The sequence below is a fragment of the Yersinia sp. Marseille-Q3913 genome, from assembly GCF_963892745.1.
GTDB classification, from domain to species: Bacteria; Pseudomonadota; Gammaproteobacteria; order Enterobacterales; family Enterobacteriaceae; genus Yersinia; species Yersinia bercovieri.
Map to the genome: position 1 here is coordinate 1 of NZ_CAWQAF010000033.1, position 19,485 is coordinate 19,485.

The window sequence follows — 19,485 nt, forward strand, 5'->3', positions numbered from 1 at the left end:
AAAGTGGCGCACTTTTAAAGCATAACTGTGGCTCACTTTTAGACCATAATTGACACTCAATGGTCACAATAAGAATTGCGCCACCAATAACATTCCCTGACATCATCCGGCGCGATTCAAGCGAGCGGTCTACGGTAACTACACCCGCGAACCCCTTTTCAATGACAGTATTTGTGGCGAATCCATCAGCATCAACCGTCTGAATGTTTCGTTTAACCACCAGTGACATGTCACAGAAGTCCGGGTCAAACAGCACATCAGTAACATCAAGATTTGGCATTTTTACTCCTCACGATAGACGTTATCGCCCGTCTATATTGCCCTGAGTCAATAAGTGGCTTATCCCCGGTGCGACCACGCCGCAAACGAGCGCTGATAGTGTTGTCAGCTAAAGGGGTAAAGCCGGTAATAGTGATATAGCGTTTCACCGCATTACTGGCGATGGTGCCCGCCTGCTCTAACGCGCGATCTGCGGCGGCCTGATTGCCCGCCAAAACCGCCTGCGCCGCCTGTTTCAGCTTTTGGGTGGTTTCGTCCTGTACCGACCTGACGCCCGGCTGTAGGTGGGGTCGTGGGGGGATATTTTGCGCCGGTGAACCAAATTCGTTGATATAACCGATCCCGGCGTTACCGAAAGGGATATCCTCCCGCCCACTACTCTCCTCTGGAATACCAATCAACACGTCTTTCCTACCGATGGCCTTAAATGCCGCTAACACATCATTAGCCTTATCTACCCGCACCTTTAAGCCGCTTTTCATAACTGGCGACCACCCGCGCCGAACATTGTCACTAGTTGGTAAAATTCAGCCCCGTAGCGGGTAAAGTTCCAGAATCCGGCGTCAGGGTTCAGCGTGGCGCTGTTGTCATAGCTAACTGAAACTTTATCGACACTCTTTGACGAGGCCGCGCCATTGGTGGAGCCGCTACCGCCGCCCATAGCCGCAGACTGCACATCTTTGGCCTGCAACGTGGTGTAGTGGGCAACGAATAATTCGACCAGGTAAGGAAACATGTCACCCAGTAGATTTTCACTTAGCAGTTTGTCAGCAAGATTGAGGCGGAATTGGATGGCGGACTCGGGGTATTTATTCACATCAGAAAACTGGGGAAAATCAGTTCTAAACTTTTCCACCGTGGGTAGATTTCGACTCTTTGGCACTTGCTTTCACCTTATTCAGCTCATCAATCTGGTTCTGCAGGTCAACAATGTTGGTGTTGCGTGAGTCGATTTCATCTGCTTGCTCATTTAGCCGCTTCTGCAGGTCAGCAATGGTTGCGTTGTGCGTGTGGTTTTCTTCGACCTGTTCACTCAATTTCTTCTGCAGGTCATATATGGTTTCCACCAGCACCCGCTCCTGCTCATCGAACCGCCCCTGCATCTCAATCACCGATGCTTGCAGATCGGTATTGCTTTGTTCTGTTTCACCGTCAATCACCTCAGCGTGCGCCATAGTGAACCAATGCTCAGCAACCTCTTTCGTCACCTTATGAGTGCCGACCAGAAAGCCGATATCCGGCTGACCGGCCAGCGATAATTTAAACGGGGTATGTACTGCAATTTTCATCATTTCACCTTACAGGCCTCCGGTGAGGCCATTAGCGTTATTAAATGCCGTCGAAGTAAGCCAGTGTTTCAATGTACGGGGCCTCAACCACGCCCAGCTTCCCGTAATAGGTCACTAACTGCCACAACCCGCGATACTGGATCGGGATACTGGTCAGTGGCACCAATGGGAAACGTACATATTTACGGTCATTGGTGTAGGCCACCATGCGATCTTTACCCGCAATACCCGCACCTTTCAGCCACTTCACCGCGCGGATATTTAGAGGAATACCGTTTTGATGGAAAGAGATAGTGTTAGTGGTCAGGTAGGTCAGTAATGACTGGTTACCCGCATCAGAGACAATCACCTGCGCCAGATAGGCATATTGCTCAGGGGGTAATAGCAGGTCTTTCGGTACCACGGTATAGCCGGACGCGGCCCAGGCATCGGAAAGCACCTTGTTAATGGAGTCGCGGATCTCCGCCACGGTCGAGGTCAGCCACGATTTCACCGCATTGCCAATCGCCACACCGGTGTAGTTGGCCAGACCTTTTACGCTCAGATCGGTGTCACCGAGATAGACCTGTTCGTCGGCATCCATATGCCATTTCAACACCATGCCGTCATATTTCTGCGTATCAATTGGACGGCCCATCTGTTGAGCGGCGGCTAATTCAATCACCGTCCAACCCAGTTCCATCCCCCACAGTGTCAGCGGGAAACCCTTTTTATCGATATCTAAATTAATGCCTGCCAGTGCGGTCGACTCCTGGCTAACCCAGTTTTTACCCTTTGGATTGGCACCGGTACCGGCTGCAGCAAAGCCGGTTTTAGTGAATGAGCTGATTTCATCGGCGATATTCACGTCTTCACGGAATTGAATGTCGCGGGTGTAGGTCGTCCCCACCAACGGCAGGTTAATCTCTGGATCTAATCGCTCCAGCTCCCCAATCAGGAATGCGCCGCTGGCATCAATGGTGCGCTGGCTGTCGTATGTGATCATATTGATTGTTCCTTAAATCTTGTAAGAGATTTCAGTGTTACCAGCGGCATCACCGGCACCGGTGAAATAAGCGTTAGGCAGCACCACGGTAGTGTCAGCAATCGCAGTGGCCAGCACCGAACCTAGCGGGCTATCGTCAGTAGCACCGGCAATACGGATATAGACCGGCGCACCTTTAGTCACACCCGCTGCCGTAGCGCCAATATTGACCGACAGGTAACCGCGCTTTAGCGCATCACCGGCAAAGTTGTTACTGGTACCAATTTGGCGCACTTTGTCTGGCGTTGAGGTGGTGGGGAATGGTCGGACAAAGATGCCGACGATTTTGTCAGCAGCATCATCCTCTTCCAGCGGTACAAAGAAATTGCCGCTGAACTTTCCGGCCAGACCGTACTGGCTAAATGGGTTGGCCGTATTAATCAGTACCGGCTCAATAGTCAGATCCTGCGGGCGCGAGACGGCCCCGGCAATGCCCGCAGGCATCCGGAATAAATATGCTGTCATGAATTAGTTTCCTTTTTTAGCCCAGAACGCGGCGTTCTGTTTATTGAGGTCGGCGGCGGTAGGTCGGCGATTTGGAATAGCAGAATCGATAGTTCGGCGGTTCAACTGAAGGTTATTGCGGCCCTTGGCAATCTCGCTGGCGGCAATGAATGCCGCATCAAGGGAGAGTTTCGGCATCTTGGCAAAGTCTGGCTTATCGCCAACAATGCCTTTTAGCAATTTCTCGCCCTCGGTGGTTTTAAACGCCGCATCCAATACAGTTCGTTTAAAGGATGCCAGCTTGCCACCCTCGGGCAATTTAATGCCGGGTACAATCCATTCCGCGCGGGAAACAACATCCTGATGATAGGCGGCATCGCTGGTAATACGTCGGCCCTCTTCCTCCTCATCGGGATCGGAGTCGGTGGTTGAACCCAATTTTTCCAGAATCGCGGCTAAGGTCGTCTCCATTGCAGCAACTCGGGTTTCGATGTCACCACTATCATTAGTGGCGATGGCATCTAATTCAGGCTCCTGTTTCGGTAACGGCTGTTGCGGGTTAATGGTGATATTGATGGCCTTTGGCAGTTCGCCGGCACCCTCATCACTGGTTAACTCTGATGGAACGCTTTCCATTGCTTCCTCCATCGCGGCGGCATCTTTGGTTTTGATTGCCCGGCGTAGCTTTGCGAGCCAAGTGTTATTGGTTGTCATACGTTTACTATCTCCAATTGAACAGCGTTTCCCTGCGCGGCCCGTGGGAACGAGAGCGACATGGTTAGCTATGATGTCGTACTGACGGGCTTTGCCTCTGGCGGTCTGCTGATATTCGGCATCGTAGCCAGCCGAAATTTGATCAACACCATCTTCAAGAATCACCTTTATGGCTTCGGCTTTCTTGACCACGATGTCGGCGATCATTAGATCTGATTGGTCACCTGTACCCCGCCTGACGTTTTGAATGTGTCCAGCGGCGTAGCGGCCCCAGTTATCAGGTGTGACATCTTCGATGGGGTGAGATACTGTGAACGTCATTCCCTCAAAGCTGGCGAGCGTCTCGGGGCGGAAAACATCCTCCTCAGACCTTTCAACGAGAATTTCTCCGTCACTGTCGGGTTCGATATCGTCCAGCTCTTCACCGCCATAGAGCTGTACTCCGGTTCGGCCTATTGGCACGTCTTTGCACAATAGCCCACCATCGCTCATGGTGAAGCGCGTCTCTCCCAGGCGGGAGTTATAGAAATATTGCATGGGTTATCTTTCCGGAATGATGACTTCGCAGTAACAACGACAGTTAGGTAATGCGCCCGCATGGCCTGTCATGCCGTCAAGGGTCGGCGGGTTATCCCAGCGAACAAACTTACCCTCCATTTTCTGATGTGAGTGGCGGACGTCGCTATCCTCGGCGGTGCGCCAGATATAGCCACTGGAACCAATAGAGAGTGATCGGGCCTGAGTGAGTGCCGTTGATGCCCGCCCTATTTCCGTACGGGCGATCATGTTGGCGCGGGATATTGCCACATCGCCGGATTTGGCTATTTCCTTAGCGAGTGGCCCAGCGCGACCGCCAGTGATGACCGCCTCTATCGCCTGATTATGGATATCCTGCACCCGGTCAGCGGCCTGTAATGGCAGTGACTTGATGAGTTTTATCTGCTCTTCAACAATACTGCGGGCCACCTGTCCCACGGCGGTGTTTTCTACTATCTGGCGCAAACCCACGGATATTACCTGCGAATTGCTGCGCCACATCGCGACGTCTTTTGCGTTAACGGCATCAAACATCTTGCTGGCGGTGGTTCTGGCCCAGCCGTCAATCAGGTCTGAATAGCGGTTAAGGCTATCCATAACGTTATAGACCGAATCGTTAGAACCATCGTAAGTACCATTTACGATGTCGCCGACCATTCGCGCTATCTTGCGTAGCTGAGTTTGATATTGGATCTCCGCGCGGCGCGACTTCAGGCGGGTTGAGATCTGCGTTTTCGCCGAGGTTCGGCGGGTCGATGTCTTTCGCACTCTCTATATCCTCATCGCTGATGCTTGAGCCGATACCGATAATGCCTGCTTTGTCCCTGAGTTCAGTCATGCCACCCTGTAACGTCAGCAAACCTGAGTCCATTGCAGCATTGATAGTATTAACGGTTTGCTCTGCCACGGTTGCCCGGTCAGGTTCCGACATTTGCCACAGCGGGTTGAAGTCAAAGGAGAAGCCGTCGGGCAGTGGCGAACTAAACTCGGAATAGTGGATCACTTCGAATAATCGACGCAGTGGACGACGTAAACGGCGCTCTTGTTGAGTACCGATATTGTCGTAGTAGTTAGCCAGGTCAGCGTCACCGGTTGAGAACCCCGCAGGAGACTGACCAAACAGGCGCACCAGCGGAATACCAATGGCACCGGCTATCTGTTGGGCAAACTGCGCCATCACGTCAGACAATCCACCGAATGCATAACTGTGGGTTTCAAACGTATCAGTCGCATCCATCAGGGTCAGGCCCTCCGTACTTTGGAATTGCCGGATCATATCCATGCTTTTCATTAGCCCATCAAATGCCTTGCCCCCCATGGCGACCAGCTCACGAAATTTATTGATTTTGTAGGTGCGTAAGTGCGCCTTAAAAATCAACTGAGCCGCGCCAGTCGAGGTGCTATCGAATGCTAGCAACCTGTCAAACAGCCGCTCTATAACCGACATACCCCATTCGTTTTCTGTTCGCTTTTGCTGGTATGGGAGACCAACACCATCAAGGCGGATCACCCTGCTATGATGTATTTTCATGCTCGGAATGCCGCTGCCTGTGGTGACCACCTGATAATATTTAGGCATGCCGAGGTCTGGCCCCATTGCTGTCACTCTATCGCTGATGGTTGGGTTAACCATCCAACGGTCGAGCACCAGCAACCCTTTAAACGCATCTTTGCCGATGGTTTCTACCCGTAGTGGCGTTTCCGGGGCTTGCCCATCAATCATGATGAAACCAATTGCACCACCGTATAACCGAGACCATTTGATGGTGTCGTTAATCGCATCCCAGAGAGATAACTCTTCCCAGCGCCCCTCAATCCGCATCTTGGCATCGGGTGCCATCTTGGAGGTGATGTTAATCCCCTTACGGGTCATATCATCGGCGATAGTGTCAACCGCCGCGCCCACCAGCCACGACGACCGGTAAGCGTTTTCTATCAGCTGACGGTTGCGGGATGTCCAATTAGGTTGGTAGCTATAATCCGCGCTTTGGTTCTCGGTGCGCAGCCCATAGCGAGCGGTGAGGTTTTGATAGCTATCGGTGGTTCTCTGCGGTGATGACGCCTTGCCTGTTTTACGTTTTCTCGACATTACGCCCCCCCTAGCCGTAGCCAGATATCCAGCGCGTTATCCATTGGTGCATATAAAATCATTGCTGAATCCGCCAGGTTAGGTGACTTGGTGCCGTCAGGTTTTTTATCCACCACAATTTTCCCTACGCCATTAACTGAGTAGGTAGGTTGCGATAATTCAGAAGTTAATTTGGTCAGGTTTTTGAGGTCTTTCGGAATAGAGATAATGTCATCGGGATTGAACTCCATATTCTCTTTAACCGCCCGGTACGTTTTCTGGAACCGGGTGCGCAAACTCCACCAGCCCTGTGCTTTGGCGTTCGCAAAGAAATCTTTGTTAAGCCGCCCTTGCTGTCCGTTATCGCCGGGGACCGCCTCATCATCTGGGTCGGTTACGCCACCGCTACCACGGAACGGCGTAGCGACGATGTGCCGTCTGCGTTGTTCTTCGCGTTGCTCGTTGATAACACGGGCATCACCACGCGCACCAGCTCCCAATCCATCGGTATCAAAGCGGAAAGTTTCGAGGTTTTGTGCATCGCAAATATCAAAGGCTTTTTGTACGGTACCGAAAATATCATCACCTTTACCCGACCACTCTTCGATGCTTTCAAGTAGGAAGCCGTGACGACCAGCAAAGGCGTTGGTGTCCTTGCCCTCGTCAGCGATATCGAGAGCACCTAAGCGCTGGCCAGTTGGCACAATACCCAATACCTCATGCGCGTTGATGGCTGCTTGCACCCATGCGGACGGGATCAAGACACCTTCAACAGAGGCGCTATAGTTGATATCGATTTCCTGTGCCACGGTAACGGGGTCAAGGTTCTCAACCTGCTTTTGATACCAAGCATCATCTTTGCGCGGGTCGTCGCGCCAGTGAAAGGTGAACACTTTAATTTTGCCGCTGTGCCGCCGTTCAGCGAATGAGTTAGCCATACCGTTTGGCGTTGATACGTCCTGCCGACAGTTGGTCGTAGCAGACAAAGACGCATCGACCAGATAAGGCCGCTCCAAGAACGCTGATTCATCGACTATGTAGAAGCTGGTGCGGTCACCGCGCCCTATTCCGTCCCCCGCCTCACCGGTCATGGCTGATTCAGTTTCAGGAAACAGGATTCGCATGTGTGGTGCATGCTGTTTAAGGCTCCAACCACCACGAAACTCAGTTGGCAGCAGAGAGATAAAATTACGGGCTTTATCGAATAACGACTTAGGCGAACCGATTTTATCAACATACTCTTCTTTGCGAGATCCGAACCCGGCAAACACGCCACGATTGAACAGGCAAAGCGAGGAAGCCATGCCAACCGTCAGCCATGACATCCCCATATCACGGGTTTTCTCGGTAATGCCCGGTTCAGCATTACGCCAGCGCTCGACAAACCACTCGATCCACTCTTCCTGCTTTGGGAATAAGAGGAACGGGATACGGGCGGGCAATCCACGCTCGACGTTGCGCGGGTCAACAGTCATACCCCAATCAATAATGAACTGTGCAGGGTTGTCTTTGTAAAACGCTTTCATGACCGGCAGTAATTCAGGTTGCTGACGAATGCGCTGCAATCGCTCCATTCGCCACTCAAAAACCTGCATGTAGTCCGGATTTTTAAAATTAAATGGGAATGGGATCGGCATTTGGGTTTTACTCGATAAATGAGTGAATTTTAGGACTTTTTAACATAATGGACGTTACCCGCACCGAGCGCATAGCACTCACCGAACAAGCAGCATGAGAGGCTTATTTATCAGGGTTAACGTGTCAGAATATTGGATAGTTGAGTGCATAAATCATGCATAAAATGCCCTCTATTTTGCATAGAGGATTTATCAATCTAACGGGCTATTTCTGGATGTTTACCAAAATCAGCCCATCAGTTTACGATACGCCTCGGCGGCTTCGTCTGGGGTCATATTCACCGTCTCAGTTTTAACCGGGCCACCATCAGGGCCGCTAATTTCTGTTTTGTTTTTCAGCATACCTAAATGCTGGGCAACCATTTTTAAAGCCTCATCCTGATTGCGGGTAATGGCCTCAATACCAAACTTACCCTCTTTCACCCCTGAGAACAGGCGACGAGCTGCACCTCGCAGATCCCGTGTATCGTGAAAGTGGGTGCGCCCAACCCCCTCACCATTACAGCGCGGACAATCAGGGTTAGGATCTAGCGTGGCATCAAAACCGTAACCGCCAACGTCTAAGGGTTCCCGTTTTTTACTTTCTACCGCTTTTAACCGGGCTTCTTCAAACTCAACAGCATCGCGCCACTGGTACTGGTAACCAAACCCCCAGCAATGGCGGCAACACAAACGGCGTAGTTCCGTAATTTGGCTAGCATCGGCTGTGGCAATATCCCACCACCATTTCAATACGGCATCTTGGGTTATTCGGGTGCGTCTTTCTCTTGCATCCAATGCATCGCGAATGGCCCGGCTAACCTTAGCATTCCTGTACATGCGTGAAGAGTTAACGTAAGCCGTATTGCCCTCTCCTTTGCCGCCAGACCTTTTATATGCAGCCGTGCTATTCAAGTCGATCAGGTATTCACTCACGAAACGAGCCTGCATATCATTAAGCCCGTACTCGTCAGGGTTTAATATGAATTCTGGTTCGCCATTTCCATCTACCAGGTATTCTGAATCTATTTCACTTTCAACGTGAATTGCTGGTTTTCTATGTTTGGTTCGCGGGCTCTTGTTTTGGTTCGCACTAATTGTCTGCGAACCAACATTATTGCGAACCTGTTCGTGTTTAGGCCACTCCTCAGCCTTTGCTCTCTTTCTTACCGCTGTATCACTCACACCGTATTTCTTGGCAAGCTCTCTGATGGAAAGAGCGCCGGAACGGTAGTCACGCTCTATGCCTCTCCAGTCAGTGTCTTTTGCCATGATGTTCCCTTAGTGTCATTACGCAGTAACCTTGTTAGGTTGCTCTGTGATGATATTTAGGCGAAAAAAACCACCCGCAGGTGGTTATGTGATAATTCACTTAAAATTTCAAAGCGTCTTGGATTGCATCTGCTAACTCTTTTATTTCTTTGGCTGCATCTTTGATGTCTCTTCCCGTGAGTGGCCCTGTTGCTGCATTACTTGCACCCAATCTTACTTTCACCAACTCTACAGCCACGTTAACCGCAACAAGTCTTCTTTGTCTGGCGTCCGTGGGGCAGTTGTCGTGGTCATAATAGTTTCTAAGCATTGCAATCTCCTTTTGATAAATAGAACTATTAAGTTAGCAGGTGGAATCATCAGCGCTAGTTTTATAGCGGGTATTATTGATAACTCTCAACAAATACCCTTAATTAGGTTCTCACGATATCAACATTCGTTATAGTCATCTTACGGATGCGGCGGGTTGCTTCGCGAGAAATGGCGCTCAGATTCTTGGGAGTGGCTTTAACCTTTGCATATTTGCGCAATAGGCTATCAGTTACCTCGCTAATCTGTTTCTCAGTGGGTGGGATAATGCTTACCTGTAGCTTATGCATCTGCTGTTCCTTATTTCAGGGTTAAGTTTTACTCCCGACTCTCTGCCGCCAGTCGATAACCTCATCAAGCCGACCTTTGCAGATTCGTAGTTCCCGCTTTAACTCCATTGCGTACAACCCGCCATCTCCCCATGTAATACCGGTAAATTCTGGAACTTCACAGGGGGTAAGCGCTGACTCTGGGGGCAATAATAGTGCGGATTCGGTAACAAGCGGTTTAGCTGGCTTATTCGCGCATGACGCTAATGACATCACCAGGCATAGGCTTGATAGAACAATCATCACTCGCCGCTGCTGCCTTAAACCGTGCAACCTGTAATTCACTTTCATTGCGTAGTTTCCTTTCGTTCTCTAGCTGACGAGTTGTGGCTGCACGGTTGGCGGCTTCATTCACCTGGTATGCATCAATGATATTTCCCAGCACCGTGTTTGTGTTTTGCTCGGCTACCAAATTCTTTTCTATTTTTTCGACCTGATTTGAGAGGCGGTAGCTGTTAAAGAGCGAAGCCGACATAACGACCACCAGCACAGCAATGACTAATCCAATGGCCTTATTCATCCAGCCCCCAACAGGTCAGTTCGCTTTCCTGTGCGCGGCGTTCTATCTGCCCGTAACAGTTATTTGAGCGAATATTGCAATCCTTGCCGCCGTCGTGAACCCAGCGTTTGATCTCAGCGCAAGCACCTTTGCGATCACCTGCATTGAGTTTTTTATAGAACGTGGCGGTGAAACATTTACTCGGGCCGATGTTATAGGGGCAAAATGACGCGATGCCGGCAATCTGTGGTTCCGTCAGCGGTACCCGGACATTTTTCTTCACCCAGCTAATAGCTTTGTCAGCCTCTAGCTGATTCACCGCAGCACACTTCTCTGCTGACAGCTTCATCCCTTTCACTACCGGTTTGCCATCAACCATTGTGGCGCCACGGCAGATAGTCCAAAGCCCCTTACCATCGGGATAAGCTGAAAGCCGGTTACCCTCTTTCTCATCCAGAAATTGACTGAGAATAATTGATGCTGGCGCACCTGCTAAAACCAAGCCAAGAACCGCAGCGCTGAGTTTGCTTTTTGTCGAGGCCATCACTCACCATCCGGTTTATAGCCGTGGCGACGATCCCAAATCTTGATGCCCGCATTAAGCATAAATGTCAGGGCCATAAAGAATAGCGAACCAAGAACGCCAATCACCGTCCACTCATCAGGGGTGAATCCGGCGATCAGCTCTTTAACCCAAAAAATAAAACTACCACCCGATACCAGGTAGGAAGCATTGGACGCAATATTGCTCATTTTCATGGTCTCCCCCTCCCGGACGGGTTGGGCGTGATTGGTTCAAATATAAAAGCCACCATCCGGCAGCTCTATTTGTCCCCTCCCGGTTTTGGATATGGGAGGGGCTTAAACAGCTTCGTGTTGAGCCGTTTTCTGGCCCGCTTATTAAGAAACTTGATATAGCGGAACTGGGTAAATTTATGTGCGGTAGCCCGGTGAAAATTGGCCTGCAGATGCAAACCGCGCGCCCCTGCCTTGCTAGCCTTAGTGGTTAAAGCAATCTTGTGGTACCACTCGCCATCTAACTCATAAAACGTGCTTTGATGGCTACCGACATAATCAAAGTTGCTGGCCTGATATACCACACCGAAACGACCACAACGCTCATCAGCAAACGTCTGCACCCACTCAACGCTGGGGTGAAGCAATTTGATAGTTTTGAGTGCGTAGCTGATCGCCCGTGATTCGGTATTGGTCAGCATATCGTCATGCACCCATAGGCGGTTCAATTCCATATATTGCCGGTTGCCGGTTCCCTCCACTACTCGCCCGCCACTGCTGGGATTCATTGCATAGCCCCATTGCATAACGCCAACCAGATCGCGCCCGGAGAAGATCCCCAGATGCAAATATGAGTTGTTCACGATGCGCTTGCTGTAATGAAAGTTGATGATAACCAGGCGGGCCAACCAGACAGGGATTGTAGCGACATGCAAATCTGAACATCCGTACCCCACGGTTACACCGTCATAAACTACCGGTTCAGGCTTACCCACGGCGCGGGATGCATTTTTGTAACTTAATTTTTTCATGGTCATATATACAGTATTCCGTTAGGATACCACCGCTGACGTTAGCAGGGTGGGCCTGGGTTATACTCATGACCGGAAACATGGGTGTAATGGCCCTGATATGCTGATACATATCGGGGTCGCCCATTTCTAACGAGTGATAAATGATAGCCGCTTGACTCAAAAGGTCAGGCGTTTTTTTTTGTTGGGGGGCAGAAATAGAAAAACCCGCACAGATGGCGGGTTTCTTTTGATTTCGTCGCTTGCGTGTATAGCTCCGCGAGCTTATGACTAAATCATATATTTTTTGTTCAAATAGTCAAAGTTTTTTTCTCAAATCTTTTCATATCTTTATCAAAGGCGTCACTCATAGGGCGATAAAGCATATATTCGGCAGTGTTAATCCAGACATCAATACGGCGGCGGCAGGTTGAAATTGAAAGCTCCGGGTGTGCCTCCTGCATTTCTTCTGCCATCGTGTAGCGTTTCTTTTTAAAAATATAATGCTGTTGCAGTATACCAATTAACCCAGGGGTTGATTGTAGAACCAAGCCAACAACCGAATCCATTAATAGTCCCTCATCATCCGTACAATAGATTAGGTTACTGTGGGCCTTGGGGTTGTTTAGGTCGCCAAATATCTCGAATAATTCCTCTTTTGATAAACCTGATTTTCGTAATTGGCTAATAGCGGCTTTTAATGCGGCTTTAGTTATTTGTTGTTTTGCCAATAATCGAGAAAATACCCCCTGAGCGCCGCCTGTTTTGGCTATACGTGACCAGCGCCCCCACATTTTCAGCTTACCCTTAAGCCAAATAAGCTCTAACGTATTGAGGTGTAATTCGTTGCCGTCTGCCCTACCGCACGTTGTCGGATAAATCATAATTTCCCCTCCTTTCTCAATATATTCTGTGTGCGCATAACGCCCTCGGCGTGATATAGCCGTGCCGTGTCACCATCAATTAACCGGGTGCGCCGGTCGCATTCGTCATGGCATGCACAGCATCCCCATGCGGCCTGTTCATCAGAGGGTTTAATTCCGGTACCGCAGGTACCTGCCAGCCGGTAATGGGTGAGTACCACCGTTTCAGGGTTGCCATTGCACACACCCGGAATACGGATCTGGCACTCGCGGCCCCTTGCCTCTTTGCGTAAATTAGCCATGACACCCCCTAAGCCGCGTAGCTCATTAATTGACTGGCGGCGTTCTCCGCCTCAGATGGATGACTGAATGATTTACTGAGAATAAAAGTCCAGAGCACATTCAGTGTTGATTTGTATAAATCGTTGAATTCCAGCTCGTCCATTTTTGCGAATGAAATAGAACGGGGCTCACGCAGCGTTGAGCCGTCCGGTAATTCGAACAGATCATAATGTCCTGACTCGACAGTCACCCAACGGCGGAAAGCATGGAATGATTTTGCTGTAGATAAGTTCGCCGCTCGTTTACCGGCCACCAGCGCCAGATAATCGTCAGCTATTTCATGAAGTACGCCCTCATTCCCCACATAGGAAATAAGTTGGCTTACATAGCCGCGCAGGAATTTTACTTCGAATGGTGATATCGCCCCACCCTTTGGCTCCCAATATTCAAAGCCAAGGTTGAGTAACGAGAAGAATTTACGGTGAAACGGCGCATTACGCACACGTTTAAATTCGCCAGTGACAATAGTCCCCAGCTTGGTATTTTTAACAAAATCCTCAGCATCCGGCGTAGCCGGTACCAAGATCCCACCTGTTGATTTGGTAAAACTATACTGTGCCATTTCCGCCCCCGGATGTATGGCACAGCAGCACGATATTAATTTAGGCTATCAGGTGTTCAGTCCGATTCTTATATAATAACAAAGTTAGCTATCAAGGTAAGAAGATATTTTCTTTTTAAGGTATCCGGCAGCAAGCTCTTTAGCTACTGAGGTTAAAGTTCCCATGCTGGCATCTTTGAATCCAACTTTAATAGTATTCCATACATCTTGATTTCTTAAAGCATCAATGAAGTCATGGCCGTCAGATGTGAGTCTTAAGGGAAATACTGCCCAATCATAGCCACCATCGTCATCATCACATTCCGCAGATGCTAACCCAAAACCCGGACGACCATCTGTGCGACAAATTAATTTTTGGTCATCCATTAACCTCATATGGAAAACAAAATTTTCATTAGAGTCAAACCCTTTTAACTCTAATTCATTAATATTGGTTTCTGGCCTCTCAGAAGATTCAAAGGCTTCGAGTAAATTACGCAAATACTCATGGTCTATTTTCATTTCATTATTCCTGTGACATGTCACATCACTATATAGTTAATTTAGTCTCATGCCAGCCCGCGTGCTGCCAGCACTCCGAATCACCAATAAGCAAGCAACCATTCGGATCACCCGGCAGAGCGTCACCGCACTTGCCACACCTGCGCCCGGTTTGCTCTTTGAGCTGCGCCTGTAGCTCTGCGTTATCTTTGCGGATTAGCATGGTTTGTATTCGTCCATGTCATACGGATCACGCTGCGGGCGACGTAAGGCGCAGTTCTGCTGTAACATTTCTTTCTCTTGCTGGTCTATCGTCGCTATTAATTTATAGCTGCCACTATCACGCTCTTTCTGACGCTGTAGGCGTTTACGGGCCGCAGCCCGCTCTTTGGTGTCACTCATGCGGATGCTCCCGTTTATCAATGTTAGGGCTGAACCATAGGCATTCTATTTTGGTGACCGTGCCGCCCATACCAGCGCTGGCCTGTGCTGATTTCGTTTCCTTACGCCATCCGGCCAGCATGTCGTTATACAGTTCACTGTCATAACCGGAAATGATCGACATACCTTTCAATTTTCTGACCGGCTCGAGTAATTCGATATGGTCTTGCTCGGTCATTTCGTGGCGATATGAATAACCGGTTGGTTTCCAGCGTTGGCGCGTTTCTGGTAAATATGGCGCATCAATGTAATTCAAAGTGTTATCAGTATCATGATCCAGTAACACCTGAACAGCTGGGCGGTTCTCTATCAACACACCAAGTAAACGTGAACCAATGGCAGCTAAATTATCAGGATAAGACGCCCATAACTGCTGGGCTGTCGAATATTCTCTTTTGGTATCAGTCCTAAACCCTGATTTATTGGCTGTGGCCGACGCTGAACTAAATCCCATTGTGGCCTTAATTACCGTCCTGCGGGCCTGTTCCAATTCATCATCAATAGGCTCATAGGCAAAGTTAAACTCTTCACGACTATACGGTGTCAGTACACATAAATCACGTAACCGTATATTCATTACTGGATCTTGCAGCACTCGGAATAGGTTCACGATTTCGCCATCAAGATCATTATAAACCTCCGCGTGGGAGCGGGCCTTTCTCAATAGAACTGATGCCGCCCCCCCGAACGGCTCAACATAGCAACGGTGAGCCGGGAAAAAACTGGTTATCCATTTCGCTAATCGAAACTTGCCGCCATGGTATCGGATGACCGGATGTTTTATCTCTGTCATGCCGCTAGGCCAGATCATTCAGCACCATCCTGCGCCGTGAAACCAGCTACGCAAATTGCTTCTTTAACGTCATTTAATTCTAGCCACTCGCCATTTGGATCTGCGCATACTCCACAGTCAAACGAGTATCGTTCCGGCAACATAACAGGCTTGAGTAGCTTCTCTTCTGCTGCGCTACATTTCCCCTGCCACTCCAAACACTCCCGCTCGTAGTGCTTTGCTGTGCGCCGGTTCTTATTGGCTGAGGCCACCAGCTCCGTTATACGGTCAGCGATGCCGTTTAACACCTCACTTTCACGTGGTCCCACTCTCTCCGCTGCTGAACGAATCGCAGCAATCATGCCATCGGTTGAGATATTCATTTGGTCTCGCCTCTGTGGTCTCTACGGTCACGCCAGTAATTTAAGCGCTGTTTAAAAAATTCCCGATAATGCACCGGTACCCGTTCAATCGCTTCCAGTACGTGGGCGCGGTTGGTCCTACGCTCGTACAGGTTTTTGATTAAGCCGCTGGCTCTCAAATCAAGATTTAGCTTTTCTTGGTATTCCTGAGGCCAGAGGCAAATGTTGTACGGGAGTCCGGGCGGGAGATAATCCGATTGCCCGGACATGGTGTTAACTCCCCATGCCGACAGTGCTCATCAGTTGATTTATTCGGGATACTCGCAAGCAGTACGCCAGCTCCTTTTCATCAAATGGCATGCGGGCGGGCTTGGCTCGGGGTTCGCTTTTACTGCGTTTAACTTGCGTGTCAGAGAATCGGAAAAAATCCTCTGAGATACTGTTGAGGGTGTATTGGGTCTTGCGACCATTACGGCGGGTAATATCTGCATGGGGTGAGCGCACCATGCCCTGCACGCGGTAACGCAGCACGCTAATAGGCATTTCAGCGTGAGGGAGTTTTAAGGCCATAGCCTCGATTATCTGTCCATAGTTCATGCTTTGGCCCAGCATAATCTCTGCCAGTTCGCGGGTCGTTAGTTCACGTTTTTTCATGGTCTTGCCTCTTTGGGTTAGTTCAAGCGCTGGTCAGGCGCGGTTAAAATTTTGGTGTTGAATAGTGTTTTTCTTTGGCCGGTGGCCTTGATGCCTCTTTCGCCATTCGGCTAGCTTCCTTTGCCACCAGCTGATCCACCGGTAGAAAGTGGCCGTTTTTAAACTCCTGATAAACGGTGCCGGGTTCGCCAAATCGGTTTTTAGTTACAATGGCCTCGGCAAATCTCGCCGCCGGACTATCCGGGTTATAAACCGCCTCGCGATACAGCATGATAATGCTGTCGGCGTCCTGCTCGATTGAACCTGAGTCCCGCAGATCGGAACTGATTGGCCTGCGGCTGCCCGGTGGCCGCTCATCCACTTTTCGCGATAACTGGCTAAGGGCAAAAATCGGGGTATTTATCCGACCGGCCAGCGTTTTTAATCCGCGTGAAATGATGCCGATCGACAGGTCATTACGCTCTGCTTTTGGCTTGGTGATCAGGCCAAGATAATCAACCATCACCATTCTTAACTTCGGGTACCGGCGCTTGTGTGTTTCTGCGATAGCCCGTATCTGATCGATGGTCAGTTCGCTGGCATCAACAATCCAAATATCCCGGCCATTCAATGCCTGTAGTGCTGAATTAATACGCGCCCAATCCTCATCACATAGCGTTTTAGGGTCGCGCAATTTTGATACCGGCAAATTACCGGCCCCGGCAACGGATCGCTCCACCATCTGTAGGGAGGCCATTTCCATGCTGAATATCAGCGCACCGCCGCCATTCTGTGTGGCACCCTCGACAATCTTCAATGCAAACTCGGTCTTACCCATCCCCGGACGCCCGGCGATAACCACCAAATCCTGCGGGTTAAAGCCGCCTGTTATGGCATCCAGCTCGACAATGCCACTTTGCAGGTTCATTGACTCAATTTCGCCATTCATGCGCTTATCGAGCATATCCATGTAGTTGGGCAATAGGTCATTCAGATGCACGGGGATGATGCCGCCACTGTCTGCCGTCATATCGATCAGTTGCGTTACCGCGCCCTGAATCACCTGATCACGCTGTTCCTGATTGTTCGCCCCCCGGATACCATCCGCCGCGGTCTGAAATAATGCGGTCATGGTGCGGCTATACCAGGTCTTACGGGCATGTGCGGCATAGCCTTTCAGGTTCGCTACGTTACCCGGCATACGGACAATTTCAGAGAGTGTGGCCAGACTGCCGCCGCCCAACGCCTCACTGACAAACAGGACATCAATCAACCCTTTAGTCAGTGCCTGCTTTTTAATTTCCGCATAGGCCGCACGATAAATCCTGATGCTAAACGCCTCTTCCGGCAGGGTGGCAATCACCTCCAGTGCATCGGGGGTAGAACCGCCATAGAGCAGACCGGAGAGGATCGCCGCCTCCAATTCCTGCGGCTTCATAGCGCACCATCACGGGTTTTTCTCAACACGTCCGGTTTCATTAAATAATCAAAATTTGCCCGCCAGTGGGTACCATCATCACCACCGAAATAAAACGCGGATGCCTGCTCGCGAAAAGCTTCGAAGTAGCTCTGGAACGCGTCGAGGTCTTGGGTTTTCAGATATTGGAGTAATTCACAAATGGCGCGCTTACGGTCCTGATCGATTTCAGTCGGTGGCAAAACATCACTGAACACCCGATTGTACGCGGCAACGACCGCATCGCAATCAATCCGCCCTTCGGAATCAGACCATGCACGGGCATCGGCCAGATAACCATCGAACCGGTTTACACGGCAGATATTCGCAGGTTTAGCATACTTACCGTTGCGGGGTTTCCAGGTGCTGACCACCCAATGGGTCACCAATTGCAAATCAGCCAGCGCGTAGGCTTTGCGTGATTTGGTTGCCGTCAGCAAGGTTTCGAATGGGCTAGAATCTTCACATCGGGTGTGAGTGAGTTGGTTGTAATGCGCCAAAGCCCTTTCAGCGTCAGCGAGAATATTTTCGGTTTCCCCTTGAGGGGTAAGGGGTGTACTTGGATCTATGACTGGTTCAAAAGAGTGACTGGTTCTGGGTGCAGCATTTGCACCACTAACCGGTGCACCATTTGCACCAGAGGGTGCAGGAGATTCACCATAGGGTGCAGCATTTGCACCAGCGGAATTTAAGCGCAGGTGATAAACATTTGAACGATTCAGGCCATTATCAGATTTACGCTCTTCAATCCTCACCAGCCCACTTTTTACCAGTTCTTGAATATGATTCTGTACCGAGCGTTCGGATATTTCACACTGATCGGCAATGTAGGGAACCGATGGCCAGCACTCGCCCTGATCGTTCGCATTATCCGCTAATTTTATCAGCACTAACTTTCGTAACGGGTTGCCGACTTTGATATTCATGGCCCGAGCCATTAGATTCATACTCATAGTCAGATCCCCAGCGCTGCGGCTATTTGCCGACAGGCAGACTGATAATCATCAGCTGATAGGTTCATCCCGCGCAGGTCTGCTTTCCTCTGCTCATACTGCTCCCACACGCTATATGCGGCTACCTGACGCCCGGCAAAAATAGGGGCGATGTCAGCCATGCTTGCCGGTTGGCCGTTAAGCCGGAATCCGTTGCACCAGGTGATTTTGTCGATAGATGTCAGCATTGGTCTTGCCTCTGTTTTATACGGTGGTCAGCCGGTGGTGTTGTGGTCTGATTGCGTGAAGTGCCGCAACAGCGCCCGATATTCTTTGTGACATGTCACAGCCATCTAATAGAACCGCGCTAATTGCTGCGGCAAACTCTCTGCTGGCAATCGAAACCAAATAATTCACGGTCTCGCCATTCACCCTGGCCCGCCGTTCTGCCGGGAGCGCCGCTTTAAGTACCGGTGATAATTCCAGAACCTTGCGCATTGATGCTTTTGAATCCCCGCGCAGCCAACGAAATAACTGCTGCCGGTTGTTGTTGATAGACTTCCAATCAGCATTGCCCTCCCCGTCTTCAATGGGAGTGAGGCGAACCGAACCGGTGCTGATATTGAGCAAGAAAAACATTCTGCTGATCTCGATAGCTACATGTTCCTGCCCCCGTTCTGCCGCCCACGCCTGAACTTCGGCTTTAAGGGCTTTGATTTCTTGTTCCACGATGCGT

At 50.1% G+C, this 19,485-nt stretch carries 30 protein-coding genes and 1 pseudogene; all 31 read right to left on the bottom strand.

Translation table 11 applies throughout. The features are described from left to right. Positions 1-280, bottom strand: a pseudogene (locus tag AACW11_RS13305) (hypothetical protein); the annotation flags it as partial. After that, on the bottom strand, positions 267-761 hold the full coding sequence (locus tag AACW11_RS13310) for a hypothetical protein (protein WP_212584412.1): 495 nt from the start codon (positions 759-761) through the stop codon (positions 267-269). The gene AACW11_RS13310 and the pseudogene AACW11_RS13305, both read right to left, overlap by 14 nt. Continuing rightward, positions 758-1,162 carry a DUF4054 domain-containing protein gene (locus AACW11_RS13315; RefSeq protein ID WP_212584413.1) on the bottom strand — a complete coding sequence of 135 codons (405 nt, stop codon included), beginning with the start codon at positions 1,160-1,162 and terminating at the stop codon, positions 758-760. Before AACW11_RS13315 ends, AACW11_RS13310 begins: the two co-directional genes overlap by 4 nt. Then, positions 1,122-1,571, bottom strand: coding sequence for an STY1053 family phage-associated protein (locus tag AACW11_RS13320; RefSeq protein WP_145932272.1), 450 nt, complete (start codon positions 1,569-1,571; stop codon positions 1,122-1,124). The genes AACW11_RS13315 and AACW11_RS13320 overlap by 41 nt, the downstream gene beginning before the upstream one ends. Positions 1,572-1,608: 37 nt before the next feature. Further along, the gene (locus tag AACW11_RS13325; protein WP_145932271.1) at positions 1,609-2,553 is read right to left on the bottom strand and encodes a DUF2184 domain-containing protein; all 945 of its coding nucleotides are present in this window, start codon (positions 2,551-2,553) and stop codon (positions 1,609-1,611) included. A gap of 12 nt (positions 2,554-2,565) precedes the next feature. After that, the gene (locus tag AACW11_RS13330; protein ID WP_212584414.1) at positions 2,566-3,057 is read right to left on the bottom strand and encodes a structural cement protein Gp24; all 492 of its coding nucleotides are present in this window, start codon (positions 3,055-3,057) and stop codon (positions 2,566-2,568) included. A 3-nt stretch (positions 3,058-3,060) separates the two neighbouring features. After that, positions 3,061-4,287, bottom strand: coding sequence for a DUF2213 domain-containing protein (locus AACW11_RS13335; RefSeq protein WP_212584415.1), 1,227 nt, complete (start codon positions 4,285-4,287; stop codon positions 3,061-3,063). A 3-nt stretch (positions 4,288-4,290) separates the two neighbouring features. Then, positions 4,291-4,944 carry a phage head morphogenesis protein gene (locus AACW11_RS13340; RefSeq protein ID WP_249192729.1) on the bottom strand — a complete coding sequence of 218 codons (654 nt, stop codon included), beginning with the start codon at positions 4,942-4,944 and terminating at the stop codon, positions 4,291-4,293. Beyond that, positions 4,904-6,376 (bottom strand): DUF1073 domain-containing protein, encoded by a 1,473-nt coding sequence (locus AACW11_RS13345; RefSeq protein WP_212584416.1) that lies wholly within the window; start codon positions 6,374-6,376, stop codon positions 4,904-4,906. Before AACW11_RS13345 ends, AACW11_RS13340 begins: the two co-directional genes overlap by 41 nt. Continuing rightward, positions 6,376-7,992, bottom strand: coding sequence for a TerL protein (locus AACW11_RS13350; protein WP_212584417.1), 1,617 nt, complete (start codon positions 7,990-7,992; stop codon positions 6,376-6,378). Before AACW11_RS13350 ends, AACW11_RS13345 begins: the two co-directional genes overlap by 1 nt. A 228-nt stretch (positions 7,993-8,220) precedes the next feature. Then, a complete protein-coding gene (locus tag AACW11_RS13355; RefSeq protein WP_212584418.1) occupies positions 8,221-9,243 on the bottom strand; it encodes a terminase small subunit in 1,023 nt (340 codons plus the stop codon). A 100-nt stretch (positions 9,244-9,343) separates the two neighbouring features. Beyond that, entirely contained in the window at positions 9,344-9,553 is a 210-nt protein-coding gene (locus AACW11_RS13360) for a hypothetical protein (protein ID WP_212584419.1), read from the bottom strand. 103 nt (positions 9,554-9,656) lie between these two features. After that, positions 9,657-9,842: a hypothetical protein gene (locus AACW11_RS13365; RefSeq protein WP_212584420.1), complete on the bottom strand. Its 186-nt coding sequence runs from the start codon at positions 9,840-9,842 to the stop codon at positions 9,657-9,659. Between the two features lie 21 nt (positions 9,843-9,863). Beyond that, positions 9,864-10,172: an Rz1-like lysis system protein LysC gene (lysC, locus tag AACW11_RS20850; RefSeq protein ID WP_445285819.1), complete on the bottom strand. Its 309-nt coding sequence runs from the start codon at positions 10,170-10,172 to the stop codon at positions 9,864-9,866. Continuing rightward, on the bottom strand, positions 10,069-10,401 hold the full coding sequence (locus AACW11_RS13370) for a DUF2570 domain-containing protein (protein ID WP_212584421.1): 333 nt from the start codon (positions 10,399-10,401) through the stop codon (positions 10,069-10,071). Before AACW11_RS13370 ends, lysC begins: the two co-directional genes overlap by 104 nt. Further along, the gene (locus tag AACW11_RS13375; protein ID WP_049602734.1) at positions 10,394-10,924 is read right to left on the bottom strand and encodes a lysozyme; all 531 of its coding nucleotides are present in this window, start codon (positions 10,922-10,924) and stop codon (positions 10,394-10,396) included. Before AACW11_RS13375 ends, AACW11_RS13370 begins: the two co-directional genes overlap by 8 nt. Further along, the gene (locus AACW11_RS13380; protein WP_050096147.1) at positions 10,924-11,139 is read right to left on the bottom strand and encodes a phage holin; all 216 of its coding nucleotides are present in this window, start codon (positions 11,137-11,139) and stop codon (positions 10,924-10,926) included. Before AACW11_RS13380 ends, AACW11_RS13375 begins: the two co-directional genes overlap by 1 nt. A gap of 65 nt (positions 11,140-11,204) precedes the next feature. Then, positions 11,205-11,933: a Mom family adenine methylcarbamoylation protein gene (locus AACW11_RS13385; RefSeq protein ID WP_212584422.1), complete on the bottom strand. Its 729-nt coding sequence runs from the start codon at positions 11,931-11,933 to the stop codon at positions 11,205-11,207. A 284-nt stretch (positions 11,934-12,217) separates the two neighbouring features. Continuing rightward, positions 12,218-12,790, bottom strand: a complete 573-nt coding sequence (locus AACW11_RS13390) for a DUF1133 family protein (RefSeq protein WP_212584423.1) — start codon at positions 12,788-12,790, stop codon at positions 12,218-12,220. Continuing rightward, positions 12,787-13,071, bottom strand: coding sequence for a DUF1364 domain-containing protein (locus AACW11_RS13395; RefSeq protein ID WP_042592969.1), 285 nt, complete (start codon positions 13,069-13,071; stop codon positions 12,787-12,789). The genes AACW11_RS13390 and AACW11_RS13395 overlap by 4 nt, the downstream gene beginning before the upstream one ends. Before the next feature lie 8 nt (positions 13,072-13,079). Next, positions 13,080-13,673, bottom strand: a complete 594-nt coding sequence (locus AACW11_RS13400; RefSeq protein WP_212584424.1) for a DUF1367 family protein — start codon at positions 13,671-13,673, stop codon at positions 13,080-13,082. An 84-nt stretch (positions 13,674-13,757) separates the two neighbouring features. Beyond that, positions 13,758-14,174, bottom strand: a complete 417-nt coding sequence (locus AACW11_RS13405) for a DUF2513 domain-containing protein (protein ID WP_212584425.1) — start codon at positions 14,172-14,174, stop codon at positions 13,758-13,760. 195 nt (positions 14,175-14,369) lie between these two features. Continuing rightward, positions 14,370-14,555 (bottom strand): hypothetical protein, encoded by a 186-nt coding sequence (locus AACW11_RS20855; RefSeq protein ID WP_445285820.1) that lies wholly within the window; start codon positions 14,553-14,555, stop codon positions 14,370-14,372. After that, a complete protein-coding gene (locus AACW11_RS13415; RefSeq protein ID WP_249192730.1) occupies positions 14,548-15,405 on the bottom strand; it encodes a DNA adenine methylase in 858 nt (285 codons plus the stop codon). The genes AACW11_RS20855 and AACW11_RS13415 overlap by 8 nt, the downstream gene beginning before the upstream one ends. Next, entirely contained in the window at positions 15,402-15,749 is a 348-nt protein-coding gene (locus tag AACW11_RS13420; RefSeq protein ID WP_212584426.1) for a hypothetical protein, read from the bottom strand. The genes AACW11_RS13415 and AACW11_RS13420 overlap by 4 nt, the downstream gene beginning before the upstream one ends. After that, complete coding sequence (locus tag AACW11_RS13425; protein ID WP_212584427.1) at positions 15,746-15,997, bottom strand: DNA polymerase III subunit theta; 252 nt, start codon at positions 15,995-15,997, stop codon at positions 15,746-15,748. The genes AACW11_RS13420 and AACW11_RS13425 overlap by 4 nt, the downstream gene beginning before the upstream one ends. A gap of 4 nt (positions 15,998-16,001) precedes the next feature. Next, positions 16,002-16,382, bottom strand: a complete 381-nt coding sequence (locus tag AACW11_RS13430) for a hypothetical protein (RefSeq protein ID WP_138775307.1) — start codon at positions 16,380-16,382, stop codon at positions 16,002-16,004. Between the two features lie 43 nt (positions 16,383-16,425). After that, complete coding sequence (locus tag AACW11_RS13435) at positions 16,426-17,799, bottom strand: replicative DNA helicase (RefSeq protein WP_212584428.1); 1,374 nt, start codon at positions 17,797-17,799, stop codon at positions 16,426-16,428. Continuing rightward, on the bottom strand, positions 17,796-18,770 hold the full coding sequence (locus AACW11_RS13440) for a helix-turn-helix domain-containing protein (protein WP_212584429.1): 975 nt from the start codon (positions 18,768-18,770) through the stop codon (positions 17,796-17,798). The genes AACW11_RS13435 and AACW11_RS13440 overlap by 4 nt, the downstream gene beginning before the upstream one ends. A 2-nt stretch (positions 18,771-18,772) precedes the next feature. Next, complete coding sequence (locus AACW11_RS13445) at positions 18,773-18,997, bottom strand: hypothetical protein (protein ID WP_145500555.1); 225 nt, start codon at positions 18,995-18,997, stop codon at positions 18,773-18,775. 16 nt (positions 18,998-19,013) lie between these two features. Next, positions 19,014-19,478: a toxin YdaT family protein gene (locus AACW11_RS13450; protein WP_138775311.1), complete on the bottom strand. Its 465-nt coding sequence runs from the start codon at positions 19,476-19,478 to the stop codon at positions 19,014-19,016. Positions 19,479-19,485 lie beyond the last annotated feature (7 nt).